Here is a 23,895-nt window from a genome sequence, read left to right as displayed (position 1 = left end):
TCCCATGCGGGTAGTAAGAAGTTTGTCGATCCTCTCGGTGTGTCTCGTCGCGATGTCCGGTCTGGCCGGTCATTTGACCTCCGCCGCTGCGCAACAGCAGGAAAAGCGCATCGCGCTGGTGGTCGGCAATGCCGCTTATGCGAAATCGCCGCTGGCAACCGCGGCCAACGATGCCGGCCTGATCGCCCAAACCTTGCAGGCGGCGGGATTCGACGTGATCGGCGCCCGCGACCTCGATGGCGACACGCTGCGCAAGAGTTTCCGCGACTTCATCCAGAAGGCCGAAAGCTCGGGGCCGGACACGGTCGCGATGGTCTATTTGGCCGGTTACGGGCTGCAATTGGCCGGCGAGAACTATTTCGTGCCGGTCGATTCCGCGATCAACCGGGATACCGATGTTCCGACCGAGGCGTTGCGGACCGGCGACTACATCCGCCAACTCGCCTCGCTCCCGTTGAAGGCCGGAATCGTCGTGCTGGACGCGGCGCGGCAGCAGCCGTTCGTCGAGGGACAGATCGCAAGCGGTCTCGCTCTGGTCGAGGCCGACCCGCATATGCTGATCGCGTTCAACGCGGCGCCCGGGACGGTAGCGCCTGCCGAGCAAGGACCGTACGGCATCTACGCCCAATCGCTGGCCGAGATGATCCGGACCGGTGGATTGCCGCTGCCGGAGGTTTTCAATCGCGTCCGGCTTCGCGTCAACGAAGCCAGCAAGGGCGCGCAGGTGCCCTGGGACAGCCAGAAGGTCGACGCTAGCTTCACGTTCTTTGAGCGCTCACCGGATGCGCCCGCCCCGGCGCCGCCGGATCAGGTCGCCGCCATCCGCAGCAAACCGATCCGTGATCTCGGCGCGCAGGACGCTTACACCGCGGCGCTGGAGCGCGACACGCTGCCGGCCTATGAGGATTTTCTCGCCGCCTATCCCGACGATCCCATGGCGAAGCGGGTGAGGGCGATCGCTGCGGCACGGCGCGAAGCGATCACCTGGCGCCGCACCTACCGCGCCGACACCCCGAACGCCTATTGGTCGTATCTGCAACGCTACCCGCGCGGGCCTCATGCGGCCGACGCGCGCCGCCGGCTGGTCATTCTCACTGCGCCGGTCGAGCCGCCGCCGACATTCGATGTGATCGATTACGACGTGCCGCCGCCGCCGCCGGACGAGATCATCTATGTCGATCGTCCCGTGCTGGTGTTCAGCGATCCCGAATTCGATTTTGTCCCGCCGCCGCCGGCGCCGGTCTACTACCTGCCGCCGCCGCCGGATGATTTCGTGGTACTGGAGCCGCCAGCGCCGCCGATCGGGCTGTTCATCCTGCCGCAGCCGATCTTTGTGCCGATACCGGTCTATGTGAGGCCGCCGCGCTATGTCGCGCCGCCGCCGAACAACATCATCTTTGCCAACATCCACAACCGGGCCGTGATCAACAACGTCATCAACAGGCCGCAGCCCACTTTGCCTGCGGCGGGACTTGGCGACAGGGGACGTCCCGGCTCCCCGGCGGCGAGGGTGGTTGCGCCGGGCCAGGTTGGTGGCGCCACACCGACGCTGCCGCCTGCCGTGGCGCAACGGGCCACCTTGATCCAGCAGGGCAGAGCGCCGGTGCCGTCAAGCGCAGCGATCAATCCTGCCGTGAGGACCGGTTTGCCCGCCGCTCCCTCCGGGCAGACCGGACGGCCGGGCGCGGTGCAGCCGGCGAACGCACCAGCCGCGCTGCCGTCGACACAGACCCCGCCGAGGACCAACGCCCTGCCGGTTCCGGGCGCCAGGGGCGCGCCAGCCGCGCCCCCGAGCGCCGCCGTCAATCCGAACGCAAGGCCGGCGCCGGGTGCGTTGCGCCCGGGAGGAACAGCGGCGCCCACTGCACCCGGCGCGGTCGGTGCGCGGCCGGCCGTTGGCGCGACGGCTCCTGCGGCTCCGGCAGGCCGGCAGCCCGCGGTTGCGCCGCCACCCAGCGCCGCCGCGCCATCAAGGCCGGCTGCTGCGGTTGCGCCAAAACCTCAACTACAACCTGAGCTGAGGCGTGGCACGCCACCGTCTGCGGCGCATGTGGCAAGGCCCCCGCCACCGCCGGCAGCGCGAGTAGCCCCGGCATCGCCCCCGCCCAGGATGGCCGCGCCGCCTCCACCGGCGAGGATGGCCGCACCGTCGCCTCCACCGAGGATGGCTGCGCCGCCGGCCCCGCCGCCGCGGATGGCTGCACCCCCACCGCCTCCACCGAGGATGGCCGCGCCGCCACCGCCTCCACCGAGGATGGCCGCGCCGCCACCGCCTCCGCCGAGGATGGCTGCGCCGCCACCGCCTCCACCAAGGATGGCCGCACCACCCCCGGCACCCGCGCGTGTGGCCGCACCACCGCCGATGGCTGCACCGCGTGCGGCGCCGGCTCCGGCGGCCGCGGCCAGGGGGTGCCTGCCGGGCCGATGCTGATTGTTAGCCGGCCAGATCCCGGGTCTGGCCGGAGCGGCCCTAAATCGCTGATCTGGAAGACCGAAAAACCGGCCGTATTTCCTTGCTTCCGGCTGGAATCCGGCTATATAGCGCGCCATCTCACACGGAAACATGGCTCTCAAAGGCCGTCCGGTGGCAACCGGGCCAGTCAGGCTCGTTTGCTCACACGTTTCCGGAGGAACCAACCGGAGAACTATTACTATGGCGCTACCCGATTTTTCCATGCGTCAGCTCTTGGAAGCTGGCGTCCACTTTGGCCACCAATCGCACCGCTGGAATCCGAAGATGGCGGATTACATTTTCGGTGCCCGCAACAACATCCACATCATCGATCTCGCCCAGACCGTGCCGATGCTGCATCGCGCGCTGCAGGCGGTTTCCGACACGGTTGCCAAGGGCGGCCGCATCCTGTTCGTCGGCACCAAGCGCCAGGCGCAGGACGGCGTTGCCGAGGCGGCCAAGCGCTCGGCGCAGTATTTCGTCAATTCGCGCTGGCTCGGCGGCACGCTGACCAACTGGAAGACGATTTCAGGATCGATCAAGCGCCTGCGTCACCTCGATGAGGTGCTGTCGTCGGGCGAGGCCAACTCCTACACCAAGAAGGAGCGGCTGACGCTGCAGCGCGAGCGCGACAAGCTCGACCGCTCGCTCGGCGGTATCAAGGACATGGGCGGTCTTCCCGACATGATCTTCGTGATCGACACCAACAAGGAAGACATCGCGATCCAGGAAGCGCAGCGGCTCAACATTCCCGTTGCCGCGATCGTCGACACCAACTCCGACCCGAAGGGCATCACCTTCGTGGTGCCGGGCAATGACGATGCCGGCCGCGCCATTTCGCTGTATTGCGACCTGATTGCCCGCGCCGCCATCGACGGCATTTCGCGCGCGCAGGGCGACTCCGGCATCGATATCGGCGCCGCCGTTCAGCCGGTCCGCGAGGAAGTTCCGGCAGCGCCCCAGCCGACCGGCTTCCAGGGACTGGCCGGTCCGCGCGGCACTGCCGACAACCTCAAGAAGCTCACCGGCGTGTCGGGTACGATCGAGAAGAAGCTCAACGACCTCGGCATCTTCCATTACTGGCAGCTTGCCGAACTCGACCACGACACCGCGCACAAGATCGGTGAAGAGGTTGGTCTTCCGAGCCGCGCCGATGCCTGGGTCGCCCAGGCCAAGACGCTGACCGCGGAAGCTGAATAATTGGTTCGCCGCGTGGCCGGGTCTTCCGGCCACCGGTCCTGCTCCCCAGATACGGCATTCCCTGTAGCTGACGACGGCACGGCGCAAAGCGCGCGCCGCGCCCGCAGCTCACAGGCAAGAAGGATATTCGACGATGGCAACGATCACTGCGGCAATGGTCAAGGAACTGCGCGAGTCGACTGGCGCGGGCATGATGGACTGCAAGGCAGCGCTCACCGAAACTTCGGGCGACATGCAGGGCGCCCAGGATTGGCTGCGCAAGAAGGGCCTCTCGAAGGCCGCCAAGAAGGCCGGCCGCGTCGCGGCGGAAGGCCTGATCGGAGCGGTGACGTCGGGCACCAAGGGCGTCGTGGTCGAAGTCAATTCCGAGACCGATTTCGTCGCCCGCAACGAGCAGTTCCAGGGCCTCGTCAAGATGATCGCGCAGGTCGCGCTCGACGTCGGCGCCGACGTCGAGAAGATCAAGGCGGCGAAGGTCGGCAGCGTCACCGTCGAAACCGCGATTTCGGACGCGATCGCCACCATCGGCGAGAACATGACGCTGCGCCGCGCGGCTTCCCTCGAAGTCGGCAAGGGCGTGGTGTCGAGCTACATCCATGGCGCCGTGATCGATGGCGCCGGCAAGATGGGCGTGCTGGTCGCGCTTGAATCCACCGGCAAGTCCGATGAACTCGCGCATCTCGGCCGGCAGCTTGCGATGCATGTGGCTGCGACCAATCCGCAGGCGCTGGATCCGTCCGGCCTCGACCCCGAGATCGTGAAGCGCGAAAAGGACGTGCTGGCCGACAAGTATCGCCAGCAGGGCAAGCCGGAAAACGTGATCGAGAAGATCGTCGAGTCCGGCCTGAAGACCTATTACAAGGAAGTCTGCCTGTTGGAGCAGGCGTTCATCCACGACGAAAAGGGCAAGTCGGTCGCGCAAGCTCTGAAGGAAGCCGAAGGCAAGATCGGCGCGCCGGTGAAGATTGCCGGATTTGTGCGCTATGCTCTCGGCGAGGGAATCGAAAAGCAGGAATCCGATTTCGCAGCCGAAGTCGCGGCGGCCAGCGGCAAGAAGTAACCGCTGCGGTCACAGTCTTCCGGCGCAAATGCGCCGGAAGTCGCCTGCGCGGGAGAGGGAAGCGTAAGCCATGGCTGAGCCGGTCTATCGTCGCGTCGTGATCAAGCTCTCGGGCGAGTATCTCGCAGGTAGCCATTTCTTCGGCATCGACCAGCCAACCGTTGACCGCATCGCCGACGACCTGATCGCGGCCCACAAGCTCGGCGTCGAGGTGGCCGTCGTGATCGGCGGCGGCAACATCGTTCGCGGCGTGGAAGTGTCCTCGCGCGGCGTTTCGCGCCCGACCGGTGACACCATGGGCATGCTAGCCACCGTGATGAACTGCCTGGCGCTGGAGGCTGCCATCGAGCGCAAGGGGGCGCCGGCGCGGACCCTGTCGGCGTTCGTAATGCCTGAGATTTCCGAGGTCTTCACCCGCGGTGCAGCGCACAAATACCTCGCCGAGGGGCGTATCGTGCTGCTGGGTGGCGGAACCGGCAATCCGTTCTTCACCACCGATACCACGGCAGTGCTGCGGGCGGCCGAAATCGGCGCTGAGGCGGTGCTCAAGGCCACCAATGTCGACGGCGTTTACAGCGCCGACCCCAAAAAGGACCCGTCCGCCAAGCGTTTTGATCGGCTGACGCATTCGCAGGCGATCGCCGGCGACTACAAGGTGATGGACGCGACTGCATTCGCGCTTGCCCGCGAGACGTCACTGCCTATCATCGTATTCTCGATCGCCGAGCCGGGTTCGATCGGCGCGATCCTGCGCGGCACCGGCCACGGCACGGTGGTTGCCGGCTGATATGCCGGTTGCAGTTTCGAACCGCGGCTTGAAGACGCCAGCGGCTGGTTTCCAAGGAGGGGAGAGCGTTATGCCCACGCCCGGTTTTGACATCAACGAATTGAAGCGCCGCATGCAAGGCGCCACTCACGCGCTCAAGCACGAGCTCGGTGGCCTGCGAACCGGCCGCGCGGCAGCGTCCATGCTGGAGCCGGTGCAGGTCGAGGCCTACGGCTCGCACATGCCGCTCAACCAGCTCGCCACGGTCAGCGTGCCCGAGCCGCGCCTGCTTTCCGTCCAGGTGTGGGATAAGTCGATGGTGAAAGCCGTGGAGAAGGCGATCGTCGATTCCAATCTCGGCCTCTCGCCCGCGACCGAAGGGCAGGTGCTGCGCCTGCGGATTCCCGAGCTTAACGAGGAACGGCGCAAGGAACTGGTGAAGGTCGCGCACAAATACGCCGAGGCCGCCAAGGTTGCCGTTCGCCACGTCCGTCGCGACGGCCTGGATATCGTCAAGAAGCTCGAGAAGAATCACGAGATTTCCGAAGACGATCAGGAGCGCTTGGCCCATGACGTGCAGAAGGCGACCGATAGTACAATTGCGGAAATCGATCAGTTGCTGGCGGCGAAGGAAAAGGAAATCCTCACCGTTTGATGACAAGGTTCACGAGTTGAGACTGGCCCTGGAATTCAGATAATGCCGAACGCCGCCGCCCCCGCCACGGAAGGACCGGATCGCTCCGTCCCGTTGCATGTGGCGATCATCATGGACGGAAATGGGCGCTGGGCGGCAGCGCGCGGCTTGCCGCGCGCCGAAGGCCACCGCCGCGGCGTCGAGGCGCTGCGCCGCGTCGTTCGCGCCGCCCATGAACTCGGCGTGCTCTATCTGACGATCTTTTCGTTCAGCTCCGAAAACTGGTCGCGGCCGGCGACCGAAATCGGCGATCTCTTTGGATTGCTCCGCCGCTTTATCCGCAACGATCTGGCGACGCTGCACCGCGACGGCGTGCGCGTGCGCGTAATCGGTGAACGAGAGGGGCTGGAGCCCGATATCTGCACGCTCTTGAACGAGGCCGAGGAACTGACGAGAGGTAACACCAAGCTCAATCTCGTAGTCGCGTTCAACTACGGATCGCGCCAGGAAATTGCCGGCGCTGCCCAACGGCTGGCGCGTGAAGTCGCGGAGGGCAAGCGCGATCCCGCCTCGATCGATGCCGATACGCTCGGCCGCTATCTCGATGCACCTGACATTCCCGATCCCGACCTGATCATCCGCACCAGCGGCGAACAGCGGCTGTCGAACTTCCTGATGTGGCAGGCGGCCTATAGCGAACTTGTATTCGTGCCGATCCACTGGCCCGATTTCGACAAGGCCGCGCTCGAAAGCGCCATTGCCGAATATGCCAGACGGGAACGCCGCTTCGGCGGTCTGGTTGCGAAAACCGGATCGTGACCGACCCCGAGCCCGCGCCGGCGGCAGCAAGCGCGCCCGATTCGCGCAATCTCGTGATGCGTATCGCCGCCGCCGCAGTGCTGATTCCGCTTGCGGTCGCCATCGCCTATGCGGGCGGCTGGCTGTGGGCCGCGCTGGTGACGCTGGCGGCCGTCGGCCTGTTCGTCGAATGGCTCGCGATCGTGGGCCTCGCCGGGGCAACGCGTGTGATCGTCCCAGGCGTGGCCGCGCTTGCGCTCGGCGGAGTTTGCTTTGCGATCGGCCGGCTCGATGCCGCCCTGATCGCGCTCGGCATCGGCCTTGTCGCGGTGGTATCGATCGCGCCGGAGCGGCGAAACTGGGCGGCAGCCGGATTTCTGTACGCGGCAGCGGCCGAAATTGCCTCGGTCCTGGTGCGTCTGGATTCCGTAAAGGGTTTTGCCGCCCTGATGTTCGTGCTGCTGATTGTGTGGGTGACCGACAGTGGAGGCTATTTCGCGGGCCGCGGTATTGGCGGACCAAAACTGTGGCCGCGCGTCAGCCCGAAAAAGACCTGGGCCGGCGCCGTCGGCGGTTTTGCCGCCAGTCTGGCCGTGGCAGGCGGGTTTGCCGCCTTCGGTCTCGGTAAGATGGGACCGTTGTTGCTGCTTTCGGCGGCCCTTTCGGTGGTTTCCCAGCTCGGCGACCTCTTCGAATCCGCCGTGAAGCGCCGTTTTGGCGTAAAGGACTCAAGTCACATCATTCCCGGCCATGGCGGACTAATGGACCGCCTGGACGGGTTTGTCGCAGCCGTTGTCGTGGCGGCACTTTTCGGCTTTCTGCGGGGCGGCGCCGATGGCGTCGGTCGCGGTCTTATGGTTTGGTGAAACGATGAGCGCAGTTCCATTGCGTAACAACAAGGCCGCTTGGTCGGATGCGCGCACCGTCACGGTATTGGGCGCCACCGGTTCCATCGGCGACAGCACCATGGATCTGCTGCGCGGCGCGCGCGACCGCTACCAGGTCGAGGCGCTGACCGCGAATTCCAACGTCGAAGCGCTGGCCAGGCTCGCGAAGGAATTCGGCGTACGATTCGCTGCGATCGCCGATCCCGCGCGCCTTGGCGAACTGAAGGATGCGCTGGCAGGCACGAACATCGAATGCGGCGCCGGCGAAAGCGCGATCATCGAGGCCGCCGCGCGTCCCGCCGACTGGGTGATGGCGGCGGTGAGCGGCGCGGCTGGGCTGAAGCCTGCGCTTGCTGCGGTCGACCGCGGCGCCGCCGTCGCATTGGCGAACAAGGAATGCCTGGTGTGTGCCGGCGATTTCTTCATGCAGCGCGCGGCGAAGGCCGGCGCCTGCATCCTCCCGGCAGATTCCGAACACAACGCGCTGTTTCAGGCGCTCTCTTCCGGCAATCGCGAGGAATTGGTGCGCGTGATCATCACCGCATCCGGTGGCCCGTTTCGCACCTGGGCGCCGGCCGACATCGAGCAGGCGACGCTTGAGCAGGCCTTGAAGCATCCGAACTGGAGCATGGGTCAGAAGATCACCATTGATTCGGCCTCGATGATGAACAAGGGCCTCGAAGTCATCGAAGCCTCCTATCTGTTCGCGCTCTCGGCCGACGAGATCGACGTCCTCGTGCATCCGCAGTCGATCATCCACGGCATGGTCGAATTCTCCGATCGCTCTGTGGTTGCGCAGCTCGGCGCGCCCGACATGCGCATCCCGATCGCGCACTGCCTTGGATGGCCCGATCGAATCGTTGGCCCGTCGGCCAGGCTGGACCTCGCAAAAATCGGCCAGCTCACGTTCGAGGCGCCGGACTTCGAGCGGTTCCCGGGCTTGCGGCTGGCCTACGAGGCGTTACGTACAGGGCGTGGCGCGACCACGGTATTCAACGCCGCCAATGAGGTGGCGGTGGCGGCGTTCATCGCCGGAAAGATCAAATTCGGGTCGATCGCGCGCCTCGTCGAAGCCACCATCAACGATTGGATTCGTGCCGGGAACCTTGCGCCTTTGAGCTCGGCGGACGACGCGATCTCCGTTGACCATAACGCGCGAAATCGAGCCGCCTCCCTATTGCCTCAAATTGCCTTAAAGGCATCCTAGAGGGTTGGGGACGGAGCCATCGGCTCTTGTCGAGGGGAACCTGATGTCAGAGTTTTTTCTAAGCAGTTTCAGTACGTTGGGCCACGGGCTCATCGGCTACATCATTCCCTTTTTGTTCGTTCTGACCATCGTCGTGTTCTTCCATGAACTCGGCCACTTCCTGGTCGCCCGCTGGGCGGGCGTGAAGGTGTTGACGTTCTCGCTCGGGTTCGGGCCGGAACTTGCCGGCTTCAACGACCGTCACGGCACGCGCTGGAAGATTTCCGCGATCCCGCTCGGCGGTTACGTGAAGTTCTTCGGCGACGAATCGGAAGCTTCGACGCCCGCATCGGCCGAATCGCTCGCCCGCATGAGCGAGGAAGAGCGCGCCGGCAGTTTCCATCACAAGAAAGTCGGCGCGCGCGCAGCCATCGTGGCCGCCGGTCCGATCGCGAATTTCATTCTGGCGATCGTCATTTTCACCTGTCTCTTCACTTTCTTCGGCAAGCCGAGCACGACGGCACGCGTCGACAAGATCGAAGCCAGCAGCGCCGCCGAGCGGGCGGGCTTTCAGGTCGGCGACGTCGTCACCGCCATCGACGGCAAAAAGATCGGCAGCTTCTCCGACATGCAGCGCTTCGTGAGCGTTCGCGCCGGCGAAACCATGACCTTCACCGTCAAGCGGGGTGATTCCACGCTTGAATTGAAGGGCACGCCGGAACTGCGCGAAGTGAAGGATCCGTTCGGAAATACCCAAAGGCTCGGAATTCTCGGCATCACCCGTGCGACCTCGCCGGGCGAGGTGACCACCGAGAAGGTCGATCCGGCGACCGCATTCTGGCTCGGAATCAAGGAAACCTGGTTCGTCATCGAGCAGACGCTCGCCTATATCGGTAACATCTTTACCGGCCGGGCGAGCGCGGACCAGATCGGCGGGCCGATTCGGATCGCGCAGATTTCGGGGCAGGTGGCTACCTTGGGAATCATTCCGCTGCTGCATCTGGCGGCGGTGCTGTCCATCTCGATCGGGCTATTGAATTTGTTCCCGGTGCCCTTGCTCGATGGCGGTCACCTTATGTTCTACACGGCCGAGGTGCTCCGCGGGCGTCCATTGTCGGAAAAATCCCAGGAATACGGGTTCCGAGTCGGGCTGGTTCTGGTCCTGATGCTGATGGTGTTCGCCTTCTATAACGACTTCCATCAGGTGCCGTGGCTGAGGGGGCTGTTCGGGAGGTCGTAGAAGCGGCTTTTTTATGACGTTGCCCTTTGGCAACGTCTTGGAATGAAATTGGAATCGCATCGCGATGTCTGGTTTGCCCCCCTGTCGAAATTGGCTACAAGCAATGCAACTTTGGGATTCTGCCGGTTCGTAGGGGTACGAGCCGGCAGTGCAATGACGAGGGCGCGTTGCGCATGATGTTGGGAATGCGAGTGCGGGGGGGTCTGCTGGCCGCTCTGATCATGGTGGCCGCGCCGATGGGGGGCGTGTTGGTGTCTGTGCCGGCTGCGGCCCAGACCGCGGCGTCGATCGTCGTTGAAGGGAACCGGCGTGTCGAGGTCGAGACCATCCGCTCCTATTTCAAGCCAGGCCCCGGCGGCCGCCTCGGGCAGGCCCAGATCGACGATGGCCTGAAAGCGCTGATCGAGACCGGCCTGTTCCAGGACGTGCGAATCAACCAGGTCGGCGGTCGGCTGGTCGTGACGGTCGTCGAAAACGCCGTGATCGGGCGCATCGCCTTCGAAGGCAACAAGAAGGTCAAGGACGAACAGCTTTCGGCTGAAATCCAGTCCAAGCCGCGCGGTACTTTCTCGCGTCCGATGGTTCAGTCGGACGCCCAGCGCATCGCCGAAATCTACCGGCGCTCCGGCCGCTATGACGTGCGCGTCACTCCGGAAATCATCGAGCAGCCGAACAACCGCGTCGATCTGATCTTCACGATCACCGAAGGCGGCAAGACCGGCGTCAAGTCGATCGAATTCATCGGCAACGTCGCCTATTCGTCCTATCGCCTCAAGGACGTCATCAAGACGCGCGAATCGAACCTTCTGAGCTTCCTCGGCGGCGCCGACGTCTATGATCCCGACCGGGTCGAGGCGGACCGCGATCTGATTCGCCGCTTCTACCTCAAGAACGGTTACGCCGACGTGCAGGTGGTCGCCGCACTGACCGAGTATGACCCCGAGAAGAAGGGCTTCCTCGTCACCTTCAAGATCGATGAGGGGCAGCAATATCGCGTTGCCTCCGTCGATTTCCAGACCTCCATCCCGACCCTCGATGCCGCCTCGATGCGCAGCTTCTCGCGCGTCAGCGTCGGCTCGGTTTACAATGCCGAGGCGCTGGAGAAATCCGTCGAGGAAATGCAGATCGAGGCTTCACGGCGCGGCTACGCCTTCGCCGTGGTGCGTCCGCGCGGCGATCGCAATTTCGAGCAGCACACCGTTTCGATCGTGTTCGCCGTCGACGAAGGCCCGCGAACCTATATCGAGCGCATCAACGTCCGCGGTAACACCCGTACCCGCGACTACGTGATCCGCCGCGAGTTCGACCTGTCCGAAGGCGACGCCTACAACCGTGCCCTGGTCGATCGCGCCGAGCGCCGGCTGAAGAACCTCGACTTCTTCAAGAGCGTGAAGATCCTGACCGAGCCCGGCTCGTCGACCGATCGCGTGATCCTGATCGTCGATCTCGAAGAAAAATCGACCGGCGACTTCTCGGTGTCGGGCGGCTATTCGACCACGGACGGCGCACTGGCCGAAGTCAGCATCTCCGAGCGCAACTTCCTCGGCCGCGGCCTGTATGCGAAGGCTGCTGTGACCTACGGTCAGTACGCGCGCGGCGGTTCGCTGTCGTTCGTCGACCCCTATTTGTTCGACTATCGCGTCGCGCTTGGCCTCGACCTGTTCTATCGTGAACAGCTCGCCAACAGCTACATCGCGTACGGCACCAAGACGTTGGGCTTCAGCCCGCGGCTCGGCTTCACCTTGCGCGAAGATCTCGCGCTTCAGTTGCGCTACTCGATCTATCAGCAGGAAATCTCGCTGCCGAGCACGCTCGCCAACTGTAACAACAACCCGGCGAACTCGTTGCTCGCCTTCAATCCAAGCCCGGCCTTTGCGGCGAGTCAGACTCCCCCCATCGACCTGACATCCACAAACGGTCTCGGATGTTACTTCGACGGCGAAGCTTCGCTGCCGATCCGCAGGGAACTGCAGAGCGGCAAGGCGCTGACCTCGTCGGTCGGCTATTCGCTGAACTACAACACGCTGGACAACAACAAGAACCCGACCGACGGCTTGCTGATCGACTGGAAGCAGGACTTCGCCGGCGTCGGCGGCGACGTGAAGTACATCAAGTCGGCGATCGACGCGAAGTACTACACCCCGCTGGTCGCCGATATCGTCGGCCTGATCCATCTCCAGGGCGGCATTCTCAACCAGTTCGGCGGCAGCGAACTGCGCATGCTCGATCACTTCCAGATGGGTCCGAACCTGGTGCGCGGTTTTGCGCCGAACGGTATCGGTCCGCGCGATTTGAATCCGTTCGGTACACGTGATGCGCTCGGCGGCACCAAGTACTGGGGCGCTTCGTTCGAATTGCAGATGCCGTTCTGGTTCCTGCCGAAGGAAGTCGGGCTCAAGGGCTCGGTCTATGCCGACGCCGGTGGACTGTTCGACTACAAGGGACCGACGTCGTGGGCGGCAACGGGCGAGGTCAACCTGCCTGGTTGCATCCCGCCGACGCAGGCGACGGCGACCACTCCGGCCAGTGCCGGAACTTGTACGGGATTGCAGTTCGACAACGGCAATGTGGTTCGCACCTCGGTGGGTGTCGGCCTGATCTGGGCCTCGCCCTTCGGTCCGCTCCGCTTCGACTATGCGGTTCCGCTTACGAAGGGCCAGTTTGACCGCGTGCAGGAATTCAAGTTTGGCGGTGGCACATCGTTCTAAGGTGTCTTGAAGCGAAATGGACTAAGGTCCACGTGACGAGAACACCAAGGAATAGGAGGAGGGTTCGGCTTCGCGTCTTCGAAGCCGGCTCTCTGGTGTGAATAGCGGCCGGACTGCGACGGGTGAAATGGCGCAGCCGATATTCTTCAAGCAACCTCCTTCCTCAACGCTGGCCGAGCTGGCCGCGTTGACAGGAGCGGTATTGGTCGACCCTGCGCGGGACGGTGACGTGATTAGGGGCCTCGCTTCGCTCGACGAAGCCGGTCCGATGCATCTGGCGTTCTTCGACAATCTCAAATACGCCGATCAGCTCAAGGCGACCAAAGCCGGCGCTTGCCTGGTCAGCCCGCGTTTCGAGGCCCAGGTGCCCGCCCATGTGGCGGTGCTGCGGGCGGCCCAGCCGTTCCGCGCCTTCGTGAAGCTGGCGCGCGAGTGGCACGCCGATGCGCTCCGCCCACAATCCTGGTTCGACAATGACGGCATCGCGCCATCGGCGATCATCGACCCGTCCGCCCATCTCGAGGACGGCGTCATCGTCGATCCGCTCGCGGTGATCGGCCCACGGGTCGAGATCGGCACTGGCACCGTAATCGGTGCCGGCGCGGTAATCGGCGCCGACGTCAAAATCGGCCGCGACTGCAATGTAGGTGCGCGCACCGCGATCCAGTTCGCCCTGATCGGCAACAACGTGCTGATCCACCCCGCCTGCAGCATCGGCCAGGACGGTTATGGCTTCATTTTCTTCGGCCCCGAGGGCCATCTGAAGGTGCCCCAGACCGGCCGCGTCCTGATCCAGAACGATGTCGAGATCGGCGCCGGCACCTGCATCGACCGCGGCAGCCTGCGGGATACCGTGATCGGCGAGGGCACCAAAATCGACAATCAGGTTCAGATCGGCCACAATGTGACCATCGGCAGGCACTGCCTGCTCGCGGCCCAGATCGGGCTCGCGGGCAGTCTGACGATCGGTGACAACGTCGCGCTGGGCGCCAAGGTGGGCATCAACAACCACCTCAAGATCGGCGATGGCGCGCAGGTGACGGCGATGAGCGCGGTCAAGGACGATATCCCACCCAATGGCCGCTGGGGCGGACATTTTGCCAAACCGACCAAGCAGTGGTTCAGGGAGATTGTTGCAGTGGAGCGGCTGGTGCAGGGTGGCGCCGTCGATCCGAAAGGCGAGGGGCGCGAGTGATGGAGGAGGCACCGGTCAGGTTTGAGCTCGTGGATATCAACGAGATCCTCAAGACGCTCCCGCACCGTTATCCAATGCTGCTGATCGATCGGGTGATCAAGATCCGGACCGATTACAGCGGCATCGGCATCAAGAACGTTACCTTCAACGAGCCGCCGTTTCTCGGCCATTTCCCCGAACGTCCGGTCTATCCCGGCGTGATGATGATCGAGGCCATGGCGCAGACCGCCGGCGTGATCGGCATCAAGTCGGTCGAAGGCACCGAGAAGCCACGCGCGGTTTATTTCCTCACCATCGACAAGTGCAAATTCCGCAAGCCGGTGATGCCCGGCGACACCATCGAGTACCACATGCGCTCGATCGGCCGCCGCAAGGCGATGTGGTGGTTTCACGGCGACGCCAAGGTAAATGGTGCCGTGGTCGCGGAAGCCGACGTCGGCGCGATGCTGACGGATTGAGCCGGATTGAATTTACCCGTCACACAACTGACGTCTTCCTGATGTCTTTGTTCAATCCTTGGTAGTGGGACCCGTTTTCGAGGTCGTTTGACGAAATTTGCGGATTAGACCTGGCTTGGGTCCACGTTTTTTTAACGGAGGCGTCCTTGAACAAGTTTGCGTCCATCATTTCGTGTTTGGTCATTTTTCTGCTGATGCCGCCGCAAGGTTACGCGGCAGACCTCAATGGTCTTGTCGCCTCTCTCAAGGGTGGCGGCTACGTCATCGTGTTTCGACACGGCGCCACTGACGATAGCCAGAAGGACATTTACCCCTTCAAATTCGACGATATGAGTGCACAGCGCCAACTGAGCGAGAAGGGCCGCACGCTTGCGCGCGAACTTGGGGCTGCGCTCGCGAAACTTGGCATACCAATCGGCGAAGTCTACACGAGCCAGCTAAACCGCGCGGTCGAGACCGGCAAGCTGCTCAGCGGTAAGGACGTCTCTCCCGTCGACGCCCTGACCGACAGCGGCGCCGGCAGTGCGTCGGCGATGGCGAACCCCGACGGCAAGAACGCCAAAATTGGGCGCGCCGTCCGCGATCTCGTCAATGCGCCTCTGAAAGCCGGCGTCAATAATGTGGTCGTGACACACAAGACCAACGTCGCCGATGCCTTCGGAAAGGAATTTGGCGATATCCGCGAGGGCGAGGCGCTCGTCTACAAGACCGGTGGCTCAGGCCCGGCCGTCCTGGTCACGCGCGTGCAACCTGGCGAATGGATTGCTCAGACCGGCAGCTAGAGCCGTTTTCGGTTCTGATTGAATCAGAACCGGGCTTTAGATTTCCTGCTTTTCCGCGTTTTCTTGACGCGAGAACCGCTGTCCACCCCCGGACCAAGTCCGGGGCAGGCTTTCGCTGGAAAACACTCCAGCAGGACACCGTTCGACCGTGCATCAACCTTGGGTGATCGGTCCAGCCTAATTGTGACGTGTTGAGGGAACTTCAGCCGGCCCAGCAGCTTTATAGATACCGTGGGGAATCTGTTGGCGGATGGCCGCATGAAGTCTCTCTGGGTCGGTGTTGCACTGCTAGGCGCAGCTATTGTTCTCGGCGGACATGCCGTAGCCCGCGATGACGGTCGCTACGCCAAATCCCCGCTGAAGTCGTGGTTCGACAGCCTCAGGAGCGGAAAGGGGCCATGTTGCTCCGACGCTGATGGCTCTGCTGTCGCCGATGTCGATTGGGAATCCAAGGACGGTCATTACCGTGTGCGGCTCGAGGGCCAATGGATCGACGTCCCTGACGATGCGGTGATTACCGAACCAAATCGCGCGGGCCGGACCATGGTGTGGCCGCTCAAGGATTCGCTCGGGATTTCGATCCGCTGCTTCCTGCCCGGCAGCATGACATAGTGACGGCTTGTCTCGGCCTTCGGCTGCGGAGACGGGCGGCAGCGGATGGGAATCTTGCGGGCGCTGCGCGCCCGACACATGACGTAATCATACGTCACTAGACAGCATTGAAATGCCGCGCTAACCACCGGAAAACGCGAGATATTCGCGCGCAATCGATGGGCTGGGCTGCTTGATGGGTACGATCGATCCAACCGCGCGGGTTGAGGATGGCGCTGTGATCGGAGAGGGGACGAAAATCGGCCCCTATTGCATCATCGGGCCGAACGTCACCATCGGCGCGAACTGCAAGTTGACCGCGCATGTGAACGTGGCGGGGCATACGACCGTCGCCGATGGCTGTGTCATTTACCCATTTGCTGCATTGGGAGGCCCGCCGCAGGACCTCAGCTATCGCGGTGAACCGACCCGGCTCGAGATCGGCGAAGGGTGCACCATCCGCGAAGGCGTAACGATGAATGTCGGAACGAAGAAGGGCGGCGGCCTCACGCGGGTGGGCGCACGCGGTTACTTCATGAACAACAGCCACGTCGGCCACGATTGCGTCGTGGGGAGCGATGTTATCTTCGCGACGTCTGCGACGCTGGGCGGTCATTGCGAGATCGGCGATTTCGTCTACATCGGCGGGCTGTCTGCCGTGCATCAGTTCACGCGGATCGGGCCGCAGGTGATGGTCGGTGGCGTCTGCGGCGTCCGCGGCGACATCATTCCGTTCGGGCTCGCCAATGGACAGTATGCCAGTCTCGAAGGGCTGAACATCATCGGCATGAAGCGCCGCAAGTTCACCAGGGAGCGGCTGGCGAAGGTGCGCTCGTTCTACCAAAAGCTGTTTCACGGACCCGGTATTTTTGCCGAGCGGCTGAATGCAGTTCAGCCGATGGCTGGAGAGGATCCGGCGATCGCCGAAATCCTTGCCTTCATCGGCGACGGTAAACTTCGTCCGCTCTGCCTTCCCGCCGGCGACGGCAACAAGCCTTGATGACGGGATCGCCGCAGCCATGATCTCAGCGGCTTCCGACATTTCATCGCCCGTCGGCGTCATCGCAGGCGGCGGCGCAATGCCATTCGCGGTGGCGGATTCGCTTGCCGCGCGGGGATTGGCGCCAGTGCTGTTCGCACTGCGCGGCGCCTGCGATCCAGATCGCGTCGGCCGCTTCCGCCATCACTGGATCTCGGTCGGACAACTCGGCCGCGCGACAAGGCTGTTCCGTAGTGAGGGCTGCCGCGACCTGATCTTCATCGGCACGCTGCTGCGGCCTGCGCTGTCGGAAATCAGGCTGGACTGGGGAACGATCCGCGTGATCGGCCGCGTCTGGGCGGCGTTTCGCGGCGGCGACGATCACCTGTTGTCGGGGATCGGCCGCATCCTCGAACAGGACGGTTTCCGGATGGTCGGTATCAGGGATGTCGCCCCCGACGTGCTGATGCCAGAGGGGCAAATTGCCCGTGCCATGCCGGATGCTGCCGCCACCGCCGATATTGCCAAGGGGCGGGAAGTGCTCGGCGCGCTCGGTCCGTTCGACATCGGCCAGGCCGTGGTCGTGATCGACGGGCACGTGGTCGCGGTGGAGGATATCGAGGGTACCGACGGGCTGCTGGCGCGCGTGGCGAGGCTGCGCGAGGCGGGGCGCATTCGCGCCAAATCCGGCCGCGGCGTGCTGGTGAAGGCGCCGAAGAGCGGGCAGGATTTGCGGTTCGACCTGCCGGCCGTGGGCGCAAAAACCATCGAAGGCGTGGCAAAAGCTGGGCTCGCCGGCATTGCCGTGATCGCCGGCCACACCATTGCCGCGGACTCGCAAGCCATGATCGAGATTGCTGATAGTGCCGGCTTGTTCATCCAGGGCTTGCCCGCGTGACGCCGCCTCGCGCGACCGCCGGGATGGAGCGGAGGATATTTCTGATCGCGACGGAAGAATCCGGCGATCGCCTCGGCGCCAGCTTGATGAAGGTGCTGCGCCAGCGCCTTGGTGATGCGGTACAGTTCGAGGGCGTCGGCGGCCGCGCAATGGCGCGCGAAGGCCTGGAGTCGCTGTTTCCGATTGAAGAACTCTCGATCATCGGGCTGGCCGCAGTCGTCAAGGAATTGCCGAAGATCCTCGGGCTGATCAAGGAAACGGCCATCGTGGTGACGGAGGCATCGCCCGATATTCTCATCATCATCGACAGCCCCGACTTTACCCATCGCGTCGCCAGGCGCGTGCGCGCCAAGGATCCCAAGATTCCGATCGTCGATTATGTGTCGCCCTCGGTATGGGCGTGGCGGCCAGGCCGGGCGCGCGCGATGCGCAAATACGTCGATCACGTGCTGGCGCTGTTGCCGTTCGAGCCGGAGGCCTATCGCAGGCTGCACGGGCCGCCTTGCACTTATGTCGGCCATCCCCTGACCGAGCAGTTGTCATCGCTGCGCCCGAACGCTGATGAGGCTAGACGGCGGGCGGAATCGCCGCCGGTGCTGCTGGTGCTGCCGGGAAGCCGGCGCAACGAAATCCGCCACCACATGGCGGTGTTCGGCCAGGCGGTGGGACTGCTGCAGGAGCAGGGCACGCCGTTCGAACTGGTGCTGCCCACCATGCCGCATCTGCAGGAAGCGGTCGTCGATGCGGTGAAGGGCTGGCCGGTCCAGCCCCAGGTCGTGATCGGCGAGCAGGACAAACGGGCGGCCTTTCGGATCGCCCATGCGGCGCTGGCCAAATCCGGTACGGTGACGCTCGAACTGGCACTGGCCGGTGTGCCGATGGTGACGGGCTACCGGGTCGGCGCCATGGAAGCCTGGATCTTGCGGCGCGCGATCAAGGTGAACTCGGTGATCTTGGCCAATCTCGTGATCGGCGAGAATGTCGTGCCGGAATTCCTGCAGGAGAACTGCACGCCGGAAAAGCTCGCAGCCGCGCTGCGCGAGGCGTTGGGCAACAGCGAGCTGCGTCGAAAGCAACTCGAGGCCTTCGGCAAAATCGACGGCATCATGTCGACCGGCAACCAGCCGCCCAGCGTGCGCGCCGCCGACGTCGTGTTGGCGACGATGTGGCAGGCGCGGCGGGGGTAGGAATGTAGGATGGGTGGAGCGAAGCGATACCCATCAATCGCGGCATACACCGGCGATGGGTATCGCTTCCGCTCCACTCATCCTACGAAAAAGCAAAAAAGCCGGACGCGGCGATCGCATCCGGCTTTCCGAGCTGTCTTGTAAGCGACGTCGCTTACTTCCGCTTGTCCATCGCCACGTAGTCGCGGCGGGCGACGCCGGTATAGAGCTGGCGCGGACGGCCGATCTTCTGCTGCGGATCCTCGATCATCTCGCTCCACTGGCTGATCCAGCCGACGGTGCGGGCGACCGCGAACAGCACGGTGAACATCGAGGTCGGGAAGCCCATGGCCTTCAGCGTGATGCCTGAATAGAAGTCGACGTTCGGATAGAGCTTGCGGTCGATGAAGTACTGATCGCTCAACGCGATCCTTTCCAATTCCATCGCGACGTTCAGCATCGGATCGTCGCCATGGCCGGTCTCGGCCAGCACGGCGTGACACATCTTCTGCATGATCTTGGCGCGCGGGTCGTAGTTCTTGTAGACACGGTGGCCAAAGCCCATCAGGCGGACTTCGCTGTTCTTGTCCTTCACCTTCGCGATGAATTCCGGAATCTTGTCGACCGTGCCGATCTCCGCGAGCATCGCGAGCGCGGCCTCGTTGGCGCCGCCATGCGCCGGACCCCACAGGCAGGCGATGCCGGCGGCGATGCAGGCGAACGGATTGGCGCCGGAGGAGCCGGCGATACGCACCGTCGAGGTCGAGGCGTTCTGCTCGTGGTCGGCGTGCAGAATGAAGATCTTGTCGAGCGCGTCAGCCAGCACCGGATTGATCTTGTATTCCTCGCAGGGCACCGCGAAGCACATGTGCAGGAAGTTTTCGGCAAAGGAGAGCGAGTTCTTCGGATACATGAAGGGCTGGCCGACGGTGTATTTGTAGGCCATCGCGGCCAGCGTCGGGACCTTCGCGATCATGCGCATCGAAGCGATCATGCGCTGCCGCGGATCGTTGATGTCGGTGCTATCATGATAGAATGCGGCCAGCGCGCCGACGGCGGCGACCATGATCGCCATGGGATGGGCGTCACGGCGAAAACCCTGGAAGAAGCGGGCCATCTGCTCGTGAACCATGGTGTGATGGATTACGCGGTAGTCGAAATCCTGCTTCTGAGACTTGGTCGGAAGTTCCCCGTAGAGCAGCAGATAGCAGGTCTCGAGGAAGTCGCCCTGTTCGGCGAGTTGCTCGATTGGGTAGCCGCGGTATTCCAGCACGCCGGCGTCGCCGTCGATATAGGTGATCTTCGACTGGCAGCTTCCGGTGGAGGTGAAGCCGGGGTCGTAGGTGAACATCCCGGCCTGGGCGTAGAGCTTGGCGATGTCGATGACATCTGGCCCCACCGTGCCGCTGAGGATCGGGAAATCGTAGGTCTTATTACCTACGGTGAGCGTTGCAGTCTTGTTGCTGGATTTTGCGTCCATCGTGAATCCCCGATGAAATCGTTACGAAAAACCGGGCCGACCTTGGTGCCATTCGTAAGGCAGTAGCAAGAGAGGCCGGACTGTCTAGAAGCGGCGCCAAAGGCGTAGCTTATTGCCCTGTGCACTGCAAGATGGCCGCAGCCCCCCATATGGTAGGGGCTCAGCCGGCCGCTTGATCGCCCAGACGGGCCAGGCATTCCTCCCGCTCCAGGACCGCCAAAACGTCGAAAATGCCGGGCGAAGTCGTCCGTCCGGTCAGCGCCACCCGAAGTGGCTGGGCGACGGCGCCGAGCTTGAGGTTGTTCTGCTCCGCGAAATTCCGCATGGCGGATTCGGTGGTCTCGGCGCGCCAGTCGGTCACGGTTTCCAGCGCGATGCGGAGTTGGCCGATCAGCGCCCGGGTTTCCGGCGTCAGCAGAGCCAGGGCCTTCGGCTCGATCTGGAGCGGACGGTCGGCAAAGATGAAGTAGGCGCCCGAGATCAGCTCGATCAAGGTCTTGGCGCGTTCTTTCAAGCTCGGCATCGCCCGCAGCAATTGTGCGCGGGTGGTGTCGTTGAGTTTTGCCTTCAGCTCGGCGCCGTCGGGGACATAGTCCAAGACGCTCTCGAACTGGGCCACCAGCGCGCCGTCATCGGCGTGGCGGATGTAGTGGCCGTTGAGGTTTTCCAGCTTGGCGAAATCGAAGCGTGCAGCAGAGCGCCCGATCGCGGGCAGGTCGAACGCGTCGATCATTTCCTGCGTCGAGAAAATCTCCTGGTCGCCATGGCTCCAGCCGAGCCGGACCAGGTAATTGCGCAGCGCCGCCGGCAGATATCCCATGGCGCGGTAGGCATCGACACCAAGCGCGCCATGGCGCTTCGACAGTTTTGAACCATCGGGCCCGTGGATCAGCGGGATATGGGACATGTTCGGGATGTCCCATCCAAGCGCATCATAGATCTGTTTCTGGCGCGCGGCGTTGATCAGATGATCATCGCCGCGGATGACATGGGTCACGCCCATGTCGTGGTCGTCGACCACGACAGCCAACATGTAGGTCGGATTGCCGTCGCCACGCAGCAGCACGAGGTCGTCGAGGTTTTCGTTCTGCCAGACCACGCGGCCCTGCACCTGATCCTCGATCACGGTCTCGCCGGTCTGCGGGGCCTTCAGGCGAATGGTCGGCTTCATGCCGGCGGGCGCTTCTCCCGGATCACGATCCCGCCACATCCCGTCATAGAGGCGGGTGCGGCCCTCCGCGCGCGCCTTCTCGCGCATCGCGGTCAGCTCCTCCGCAGTGGCATAGCAACGATAGGCATTGCCGCTGGCGAGCAGGGACTCGGCGACCTCGCGATGCCTTGCGGCGCGGCTGTACTGGTAGATGACGTCGTCGTCCCAATCAAGCTCGAGCCATTTCAGCCCGTCAAGGATCGCGGCGATGGCGGCTTCCGTGGAGCGCTCGCGGTCGGTGTCCTCGATCCGCAGCAGCATCTTGCCGCCGCGCTTCTTGGCATAGAGCCAGTTGAACAGCGCGGTCCGGGCGCCTCCGATATGGAGGAAGCCGGTGGGCGAAGGGGCGAAGCGTGTGACGACGGAATCGGTCATTACCAAGCACGTGAGCGGTGAACGGCGGTGGTGTATAGCAGGAACGGTTCATAACTAAAGCCCGGGCCGGTGGCAAAGTGGGCTTGGCTCACAGGGGCGAATTTGGCAGAAGGTTCGCCAATCCCTAACAGGAACTCAGGATGACCACAGAACCGGTAACGGCAGAGGCGGGGCGCGATTTCATCCGCGACATCGTCCAGGCCGATCTCTCTTCCAAAAAGCACAGCCGGATCGTGACCCGATTTCCGCCGGAGCCGAACGGCTATCTGCATATCGGCCATGCCAAGTCGATTGCCCTCAATTTTGGCATCGCGCAGGAGTTCGGAGGCAAGTGTCATCTGCGCTTCGACGACACCAACCCGACCAAGGAAGAGCAGGAATACATCGATTCCATCCAGGCCGACGTGCATTGGCTCGGCTACGACTGGGGAACCGACCTCTATTACGCCTCCGACTATTTCGATCGTCTGTATGACTGGGCGGAGGGCCTGATCAAAGCGGGCGACGCCTATGTCGATGACCAGTCGCAGGAGGAAATCCGTACCAACCGCGGCACGCTGACGGAACCCGGCAAGAACTCGCCGTTCCGTGGTCGCACGATGGAGGAAAACCTCGACCTCTTCCGACGCATGAAGGCCGGCGAGTTTCCGAACGGCAGCCGCGTGCTGCGGGCCAAGATCGACATGGCGGCCGGCAACATCAACCTGCGCGACCCCGTGCTCTACCGCATCCTCCATGCCGAGCATCCGCGCACCGGCACCAAATGGTCGATCTATCCGAGCTACGACTACGCTCACGGCCAGTCGGACGCCATCGAAGGCATCACGCATTCGATCTGCACGCTGGAATTCGAGGACCACCGGCCGCTCTATGAGTGGCTGCTGGACAAGCTGCCGGTGCCGTCAAAGCCGCGGCAGTACGAATTCGCCCGCCTCAATCTGACTTACACGCTCTTGTCGAAGCGCGTGCTGACGCAGCTCGTGCGCGACGGCCATGTCTCCGGCTGGGACGATCCGCGCATGCCGACGATCGCGGGATTGAAACGGCGCGGCGTGCCGCCGGCCGCGGTGCGCGAATTCGTCAAGCGCATCGGGGTGGCGAAAGCCAACAGCGTGGTCGATGTCGGCATGCTGGAATTCTGCATTCGCGAGCACCTCAACAAGACGGCGCAGCGGCGGATGGCGGTACTGCGGCCGCTGAAAGTCGTCATCGAGAATTATCCGGAAGGGCAGACCGAGGAGCTCGAGGCTGTCAACCATCCCGACGATCCGGCCGCGGGCACGCGCAAAATCTCGTTCGGGCGCGAGCTCTATATCGAGCACGACGATTTCATGGAGAACCCGCCCAAAAAATTCTTCCGCCTGTCGCCGGGCAACGAGGTGCGGCTGCGCTACGCCTACTTTGTGAAATGCACCGGCGTCATCAAGAACGACGCGGGCGAAGTGATCGAACTGCGCTGCACCTACGATCCCGCGACCAAGGGCGGCAACGCCCCTGACGGCCGCAAGGTAAAGGCCACCATGCACTGGCTATCGGCCAAGGATTCGGTGCCGGCGGAAGTGCGCGTCTACAATCAGCTCTTCTCGAATCCGAGCCCGAGTGCCGCGAATTTCGCCGCCGACCTCAGTCCGGAATCGCTGGAAGTGATGCCTGGGGCGCGGGTCGAGCCGTTGGTCGCATCAGACAACTCCGGCGAGGTGATGCAGTTCGAACGGCAGGGCTATTTCGTGCGCGACAAGGATTCCGCGCCGGGCAAGCCGGTGTTCAACCGCACCATTGGGCTGCGCGACACCTTTGCCAAGGAAGTTGGCGGGAAGGGGTGAGGCGACG

Annotated in this window: 20 protein-coding genes; 18 read left to right on the top strand and 2 right to left on the bottom strand. The window is 63.5% G+C overall.

Translation table 11 applies throughout. From position 1 onward, the window contains the following. The first annotated feature begins 4 nt into the window (after positions 1 to 4). The 17 genes from V1273_RS19495 (at position 5) to lpxB (ending at position 19,021) form a co-directional block, all read left to right on the top strand. Positions 5 to 2,431, top strand: coding sequence for a caspase family protein (locus tag V1273_RS19495; protein WP_334410596.1), 2,427 nt, complete (start codon positions 5 to 7; stop codon positions 2,429 to 2,431). Positions 2,432 to 2,653: 222 nt separating this feature from the next. Further along, positions 2,654 to 3,652 (top strand): 30S ribosomal protein S2, encoded by a 999-nt coding sequence (locus V1273_RS19490; RefSeq protein WP_057843031.1) that lies wholly within the window; start codon positions 2,654 to 2,656, stop codon positions 3,650 to 3,652. Positions 3,653 to 3,785: 133 nt separating this feature from the next. Further along, a complete protein-coding gene (tsf, locus tag V1273_RS19485) occupies positions 3,786 to 4,712 on the top strand; it encodes a translation elongation factor Ts (RefSeq protein ID WP_334382072.1) in 927 nt (308 codons plus the stop codon). A gap of 70 nt (positions 4,713 to 4,782) precedes the next feature. Continuing rightward, positions 4,783 to 5,499, top strand: coding sequence for a UMP kinase (pyrH, locus tag V1273_RS19480; protein ID WP_334410595.1), 717 nt, complete (start codon positions 4,783 to 4,785; stop codon positions 5,497 to 5,499). 70 nt (positions 5,500 to 5,569) lie between these two features. Next, the gene (gene frr, locus V1273_RS19475) at positions 5,570 to 6,133 is read left to right on the top strand and encodes a ribosome recycling factor (RefSeq protein ID WP_028345832.1); all 564 of its coding nucleotides are present in this window, start codon (positions 5,570 to 5,572) and stop codon (positions 6,131 to 6,133) included. 42 nt (positions 6,134 to 6,175) lie between these two features. Beyond that, the gene (locus V1273_RS19470) at positions 6,176 to 6,931 is read left to right on the top strand and encodes an isoprenyl transferase (RefSeq protein WP_334362939.1); all 756 of its coding nucleotides are present in this window, start codon (positions 6,176 to 6,178) and stop codon (positions 6,929 to 6,931) included. Further along, positions 6,928 to 7,776, top strand: coding sequence for a phosphatidate cytidylyltransferase (locus V1273_RS19465; RefSeq protein WP_334410594.1), 849 nt, complete (start codon positions 6,928 to 6,930; stop codon positions 7,774 to 7,776). Before V1273_RS19470 ends, V1273_RS19465 begins: the two co-directional genes overlap by 4 nt. Positions 7,777 to 7,780: 4 nt before the next feature. Continuing rightward, entirely contained in the window at positions 7,781 to 9,004 is a 1,224-nt protein-coding gene (gene dxr, locus V1273_RS19460; protein ID WP_065747375.1) for a 1-deoxy-D-xylulose-5-phosphate reductoisomerase, read from the top strand. 43 nt (positions 9,005 to 9,047) lie between these two features. After that, on the top strand, positions 9,048 to 10,223 hold the full coding sequence (gene rseP, locus V1273_RS19455) for an RIP metalloprotease RseP (RefSeq protein WP_334410593.1): 1,176 nt from the start codon (positions 9,048 to 9,050) through the stop codon (positions 10,221 to 10,223). A gap of 173 nt (positions 10,224 to 10,396) precedes the next feature. Then, positions 10,397 to 12,931, top strand: coding sequence for an outer membrane protein assembly factor BamA (gene bamA, locus V1273_RS19450; protein WP_334368915.1), 2,535 nt, complete (start codon positions 10,397 to 10,399; stop codon positions 12,929 to 12,931). Between the two features lie 127 nt (positions 12,932 to 13,058). Next, positions 13,059 to 14,126, top strand: coding sequence for a UDP-3-O-(3-hydroxymyristoyl)glucosamine N-acyltransferase (gene lpxD / locus V1273_RS19445; protein WP_334410592.1), 1,068 nt, complete (start codon positions 13,059 to 13,061; stop codon positions 14,124 to 14,126). Further along, positions 14,126 to 14,584: a 3-hydroxyacyl-ACP dehydratase FabZ gene (fabZ, locus tag V1273_RS19440; protein ID WP_028345839.1), complete on the top strand. Its 459-nt coding sequence runs from the start codon at positions 14,126 to 14,128 to the stop codon at positions 14,582 to 14,584. Before lpxD ends, fabZ begins: the two co-directional genes overlap by 1 nt. 146 nt (positions 14,585 to 14,730) lie before the next feature. After that, entirely contained in the window at positions 14,731 to 15,366 is a 636-nt protein-coding gene (locus V1273_RS19435; RefSeq protein ID WP_334362931.1) for a histidine phosphatase family protein, read from the top strand. Positions 15,367 to 15,624: 258 nt separating this feature from the next. After that, the gene (locus V1273_RS19430) at positions 15,625 to 15,978 is read left to right on the top strand and encodes a hypothetical protein (protein WP_334362929.1); all 354 of its coding nucleotides are present in this window, start codon (positions 15,625 to 15,627) and stop codon (positions 15,976 to 15,978) included. A gap of 175 nt (positions 15,979 to 16,153) precedes the next feature. After that, positions 16,154 to 16,957 (top strand): acyl-ACP--UDP-N-acetylglucosamine O-acyltransferase, encoded by an 804-nt coding sequence (gene lpxA / locus V1273_RS19425; protein ID WP_334410591.1) that lies wholly within the window; start codon positions 16,154 to 16,156, stop codon positions 16,955 to 16,957. Positions 16,958 to 16,976: 19 nt separating this feature from the next. Continuing rightward, positions 16,977 to 17,834: an LpxI family protein gene (locus V1273_RS19420; protein WP_334410590.1), complete on the top strand. Its 858-nt coding sequence runs from the start codon at positions 16,977 to 16,979 to the stop codon at positions 17,832 to 17,834. A gap of 23 nt (positions 17,835 to 17,857) precedes the next feature. Next, complete coding sequence (gene lpxB / locus V1273_RS19415; protein ID WP_334412242.1) at positions 17,858 to 19,021, top strand: lipid-A-disaccharide synthase; 1,164 nt, start codon at positions 17,858 to 17,860, stop codon at positions 19,019 to 19,021. Positions 19,022 to 19,175: 154 nt separating this feature from the next. On the opposite strand, the gene gltA is transcribed toward lpxB, so the two are convergent. Together gltA and gltX are read right to left on the bottom strand one after the other, a co-directional pair. Further along, the gene (gene gltA / locus V1273_RS19410) at positions 19,176 to 20,480 is read right to left on the bottom strand and encodes a citrate synthase (protein ID WP_334362925.1); all 1,305 of its coding nucleotides are present in this window, start codon (positions 20,478 to 20,480) and stop codon (positions 19,176 to 19,178) included. A gap of 160 nt (positions 20,481 to 20,640) precedes the next feature. Further along, positions 20,641 to 22,065, bottom strand: a complete 1,425-nt coding sequence (gltX, locus tag V1273_RS19405) for a glutamate--tRNA ligase (RefSeq protein WP_334410589.1) — start codon at positions 22,063 to 22,065, stop codon at positions 20,641 to 20,643. A gap of 140 nt (positions 22,066 to 22,205) precedes the next feature. Here gltX and V1273_RS19400 point away from each other — a divergent pair, with 140 nt between their 5' ends. Then, positions 22,206 to 23,888, top strand: coding sequence for a glutamine--tRNA ligase/YqeY domain fusion protein (locus tag V1273_RS19400; RefSeq protein ID WP_334410588.1), 1,683 nt, complete (start codon positions 22,206 to 22,208; stop codon positions 23,886 to 23,888). Positions 23,889 to 23,895 lie beyond the last annotated feature (7 nt).

Origin of the sequence: Bradyrhizobium sp. AZCC 1721, from assembly GCF_036924715.1 — a bacterium.
Taxonomy (GTDB): Bacteria; Pseudomonadota; Alphaproteobacteria; order Rhizobiales; family Xanthobacteraceae; genus Bradyrhizobium.
This window is presented reverse-complemented; position numbering and strand designations above follow the sequence as displayed.

Coding starts and splice junctions, on each gene's coding strand:
- V1273_RS19495 (WP_334410596.1), top strand. CDS start 5: ATGCGGGTAGTAAGAAGTTTGTCGATCCTCTCGGTGTGTCTCGTCGCG.
- V1273_RS19490 (WP_057843031.1), top strand. CDS start 2,654: ATGGCGCTACCCGATTTTTCCATGCGTCAGCTCTTGGAAGCTGGCGTC.
- tsf (WP_334382072.1), top strand. CDS start 3,786: ATGGCAACGATCACTGCGGCAATGGTCAAGGAACTGCGCGAGTCGACT.
- pyrH (WP_334410595.1), top strand. CDS start 4,783: ATGGCTGAGCCGGTCTATCGTCGCGTCGTGATCAAGCTCTCGGGCGAG.
- frr (WP_028345832.1), top strand. CDS start 5,570: ATGCCCACGCCCGGTTTTGACATCAACGAATTGAAGCGCCGCATGCAA.
- V1273_RS19470 (WP_334362939.1), top strand. CDS start 6,176: ATGCCGAACGCCGCCGCCCCCGCCACGGAAGGACCGGATCGCTCCGTC.
- dxr (WP_065747375.1), top strand. CDS start 7,781: ATGAGCGCAGTTCCATTGCGTAACAACAAGGCCGCTTGGTCGGATGCG.
- rseP (WP_334410593.1), top strand. CDS start 9,048: ATGTCAGAGTTTTTTCTAAGCAGTTTCAGTACGTTGGGCCACGGGCTC.
- bamA (WP_334368915.1), top strand. CDS start 10,397: ATGATGTTGGGAATGCGAGTGCGGGGGGGTCTGCTGGCCGCTCTGATC.
- lpxD (WP_334410592.1), top strand. CDS start 13,059: ATGGCGCAGCCGATATTCTTCAAGCAACCTCCTTCCTCAACGCTGGCC.
- fabZ (WP_028345839.1), top strand. CDS start 14,126: ATGGAGGAGGCACCGGTCAGGTTTGAGCTCGTGGATATCAACGAGATC.
- V1273_RS19430 (WP_334362929.1), top strand. CDS start 15,625: ATGAAGTCTCTCTGGGTCGGTGTTGCACTGCTAGGCGCAGCTATTGTT.
- lpxA (WP_334410591.1), top strand. CDS start 16,154: ATGGGTACGATCGATCCAACCGCGCGGGTTGAGGATGGCGCTGTGATC.
- V1273_RS19420 (WP_334410590.1), top strand. CDS start 16,977: ATGATCTCAGCGGCTTCCGACATTTCATCGCCCGTCGGCGTCATCGCA.
- lpxB (WP_334412242.1), top strand. CDS start 17,858: ATGGAGCGGAGGATATTTCTGATCGCGACGGAAGAATCCGGCGATCGC.
- gltA (WP_334362925.1), bottom strand. CDS start 20,480: ATGGACGCAAAATCCAGCAACAAGACTGCAACGCTCACCGTAGGTAAT.
- gltX (WP_334410589.1), bottom strand. CDS start 22,065: ATGACCGATTCCGTCGTCACACGCTTCGCCCCTTCGCCCACCGGCTTC.
- V1273_RS19400 (WP_334410588.1), top strand. CDS start 22,206: ATGACCACAGAACCGGTAACGGCAGAGGCGGGGCGCGATTTCATCCGC.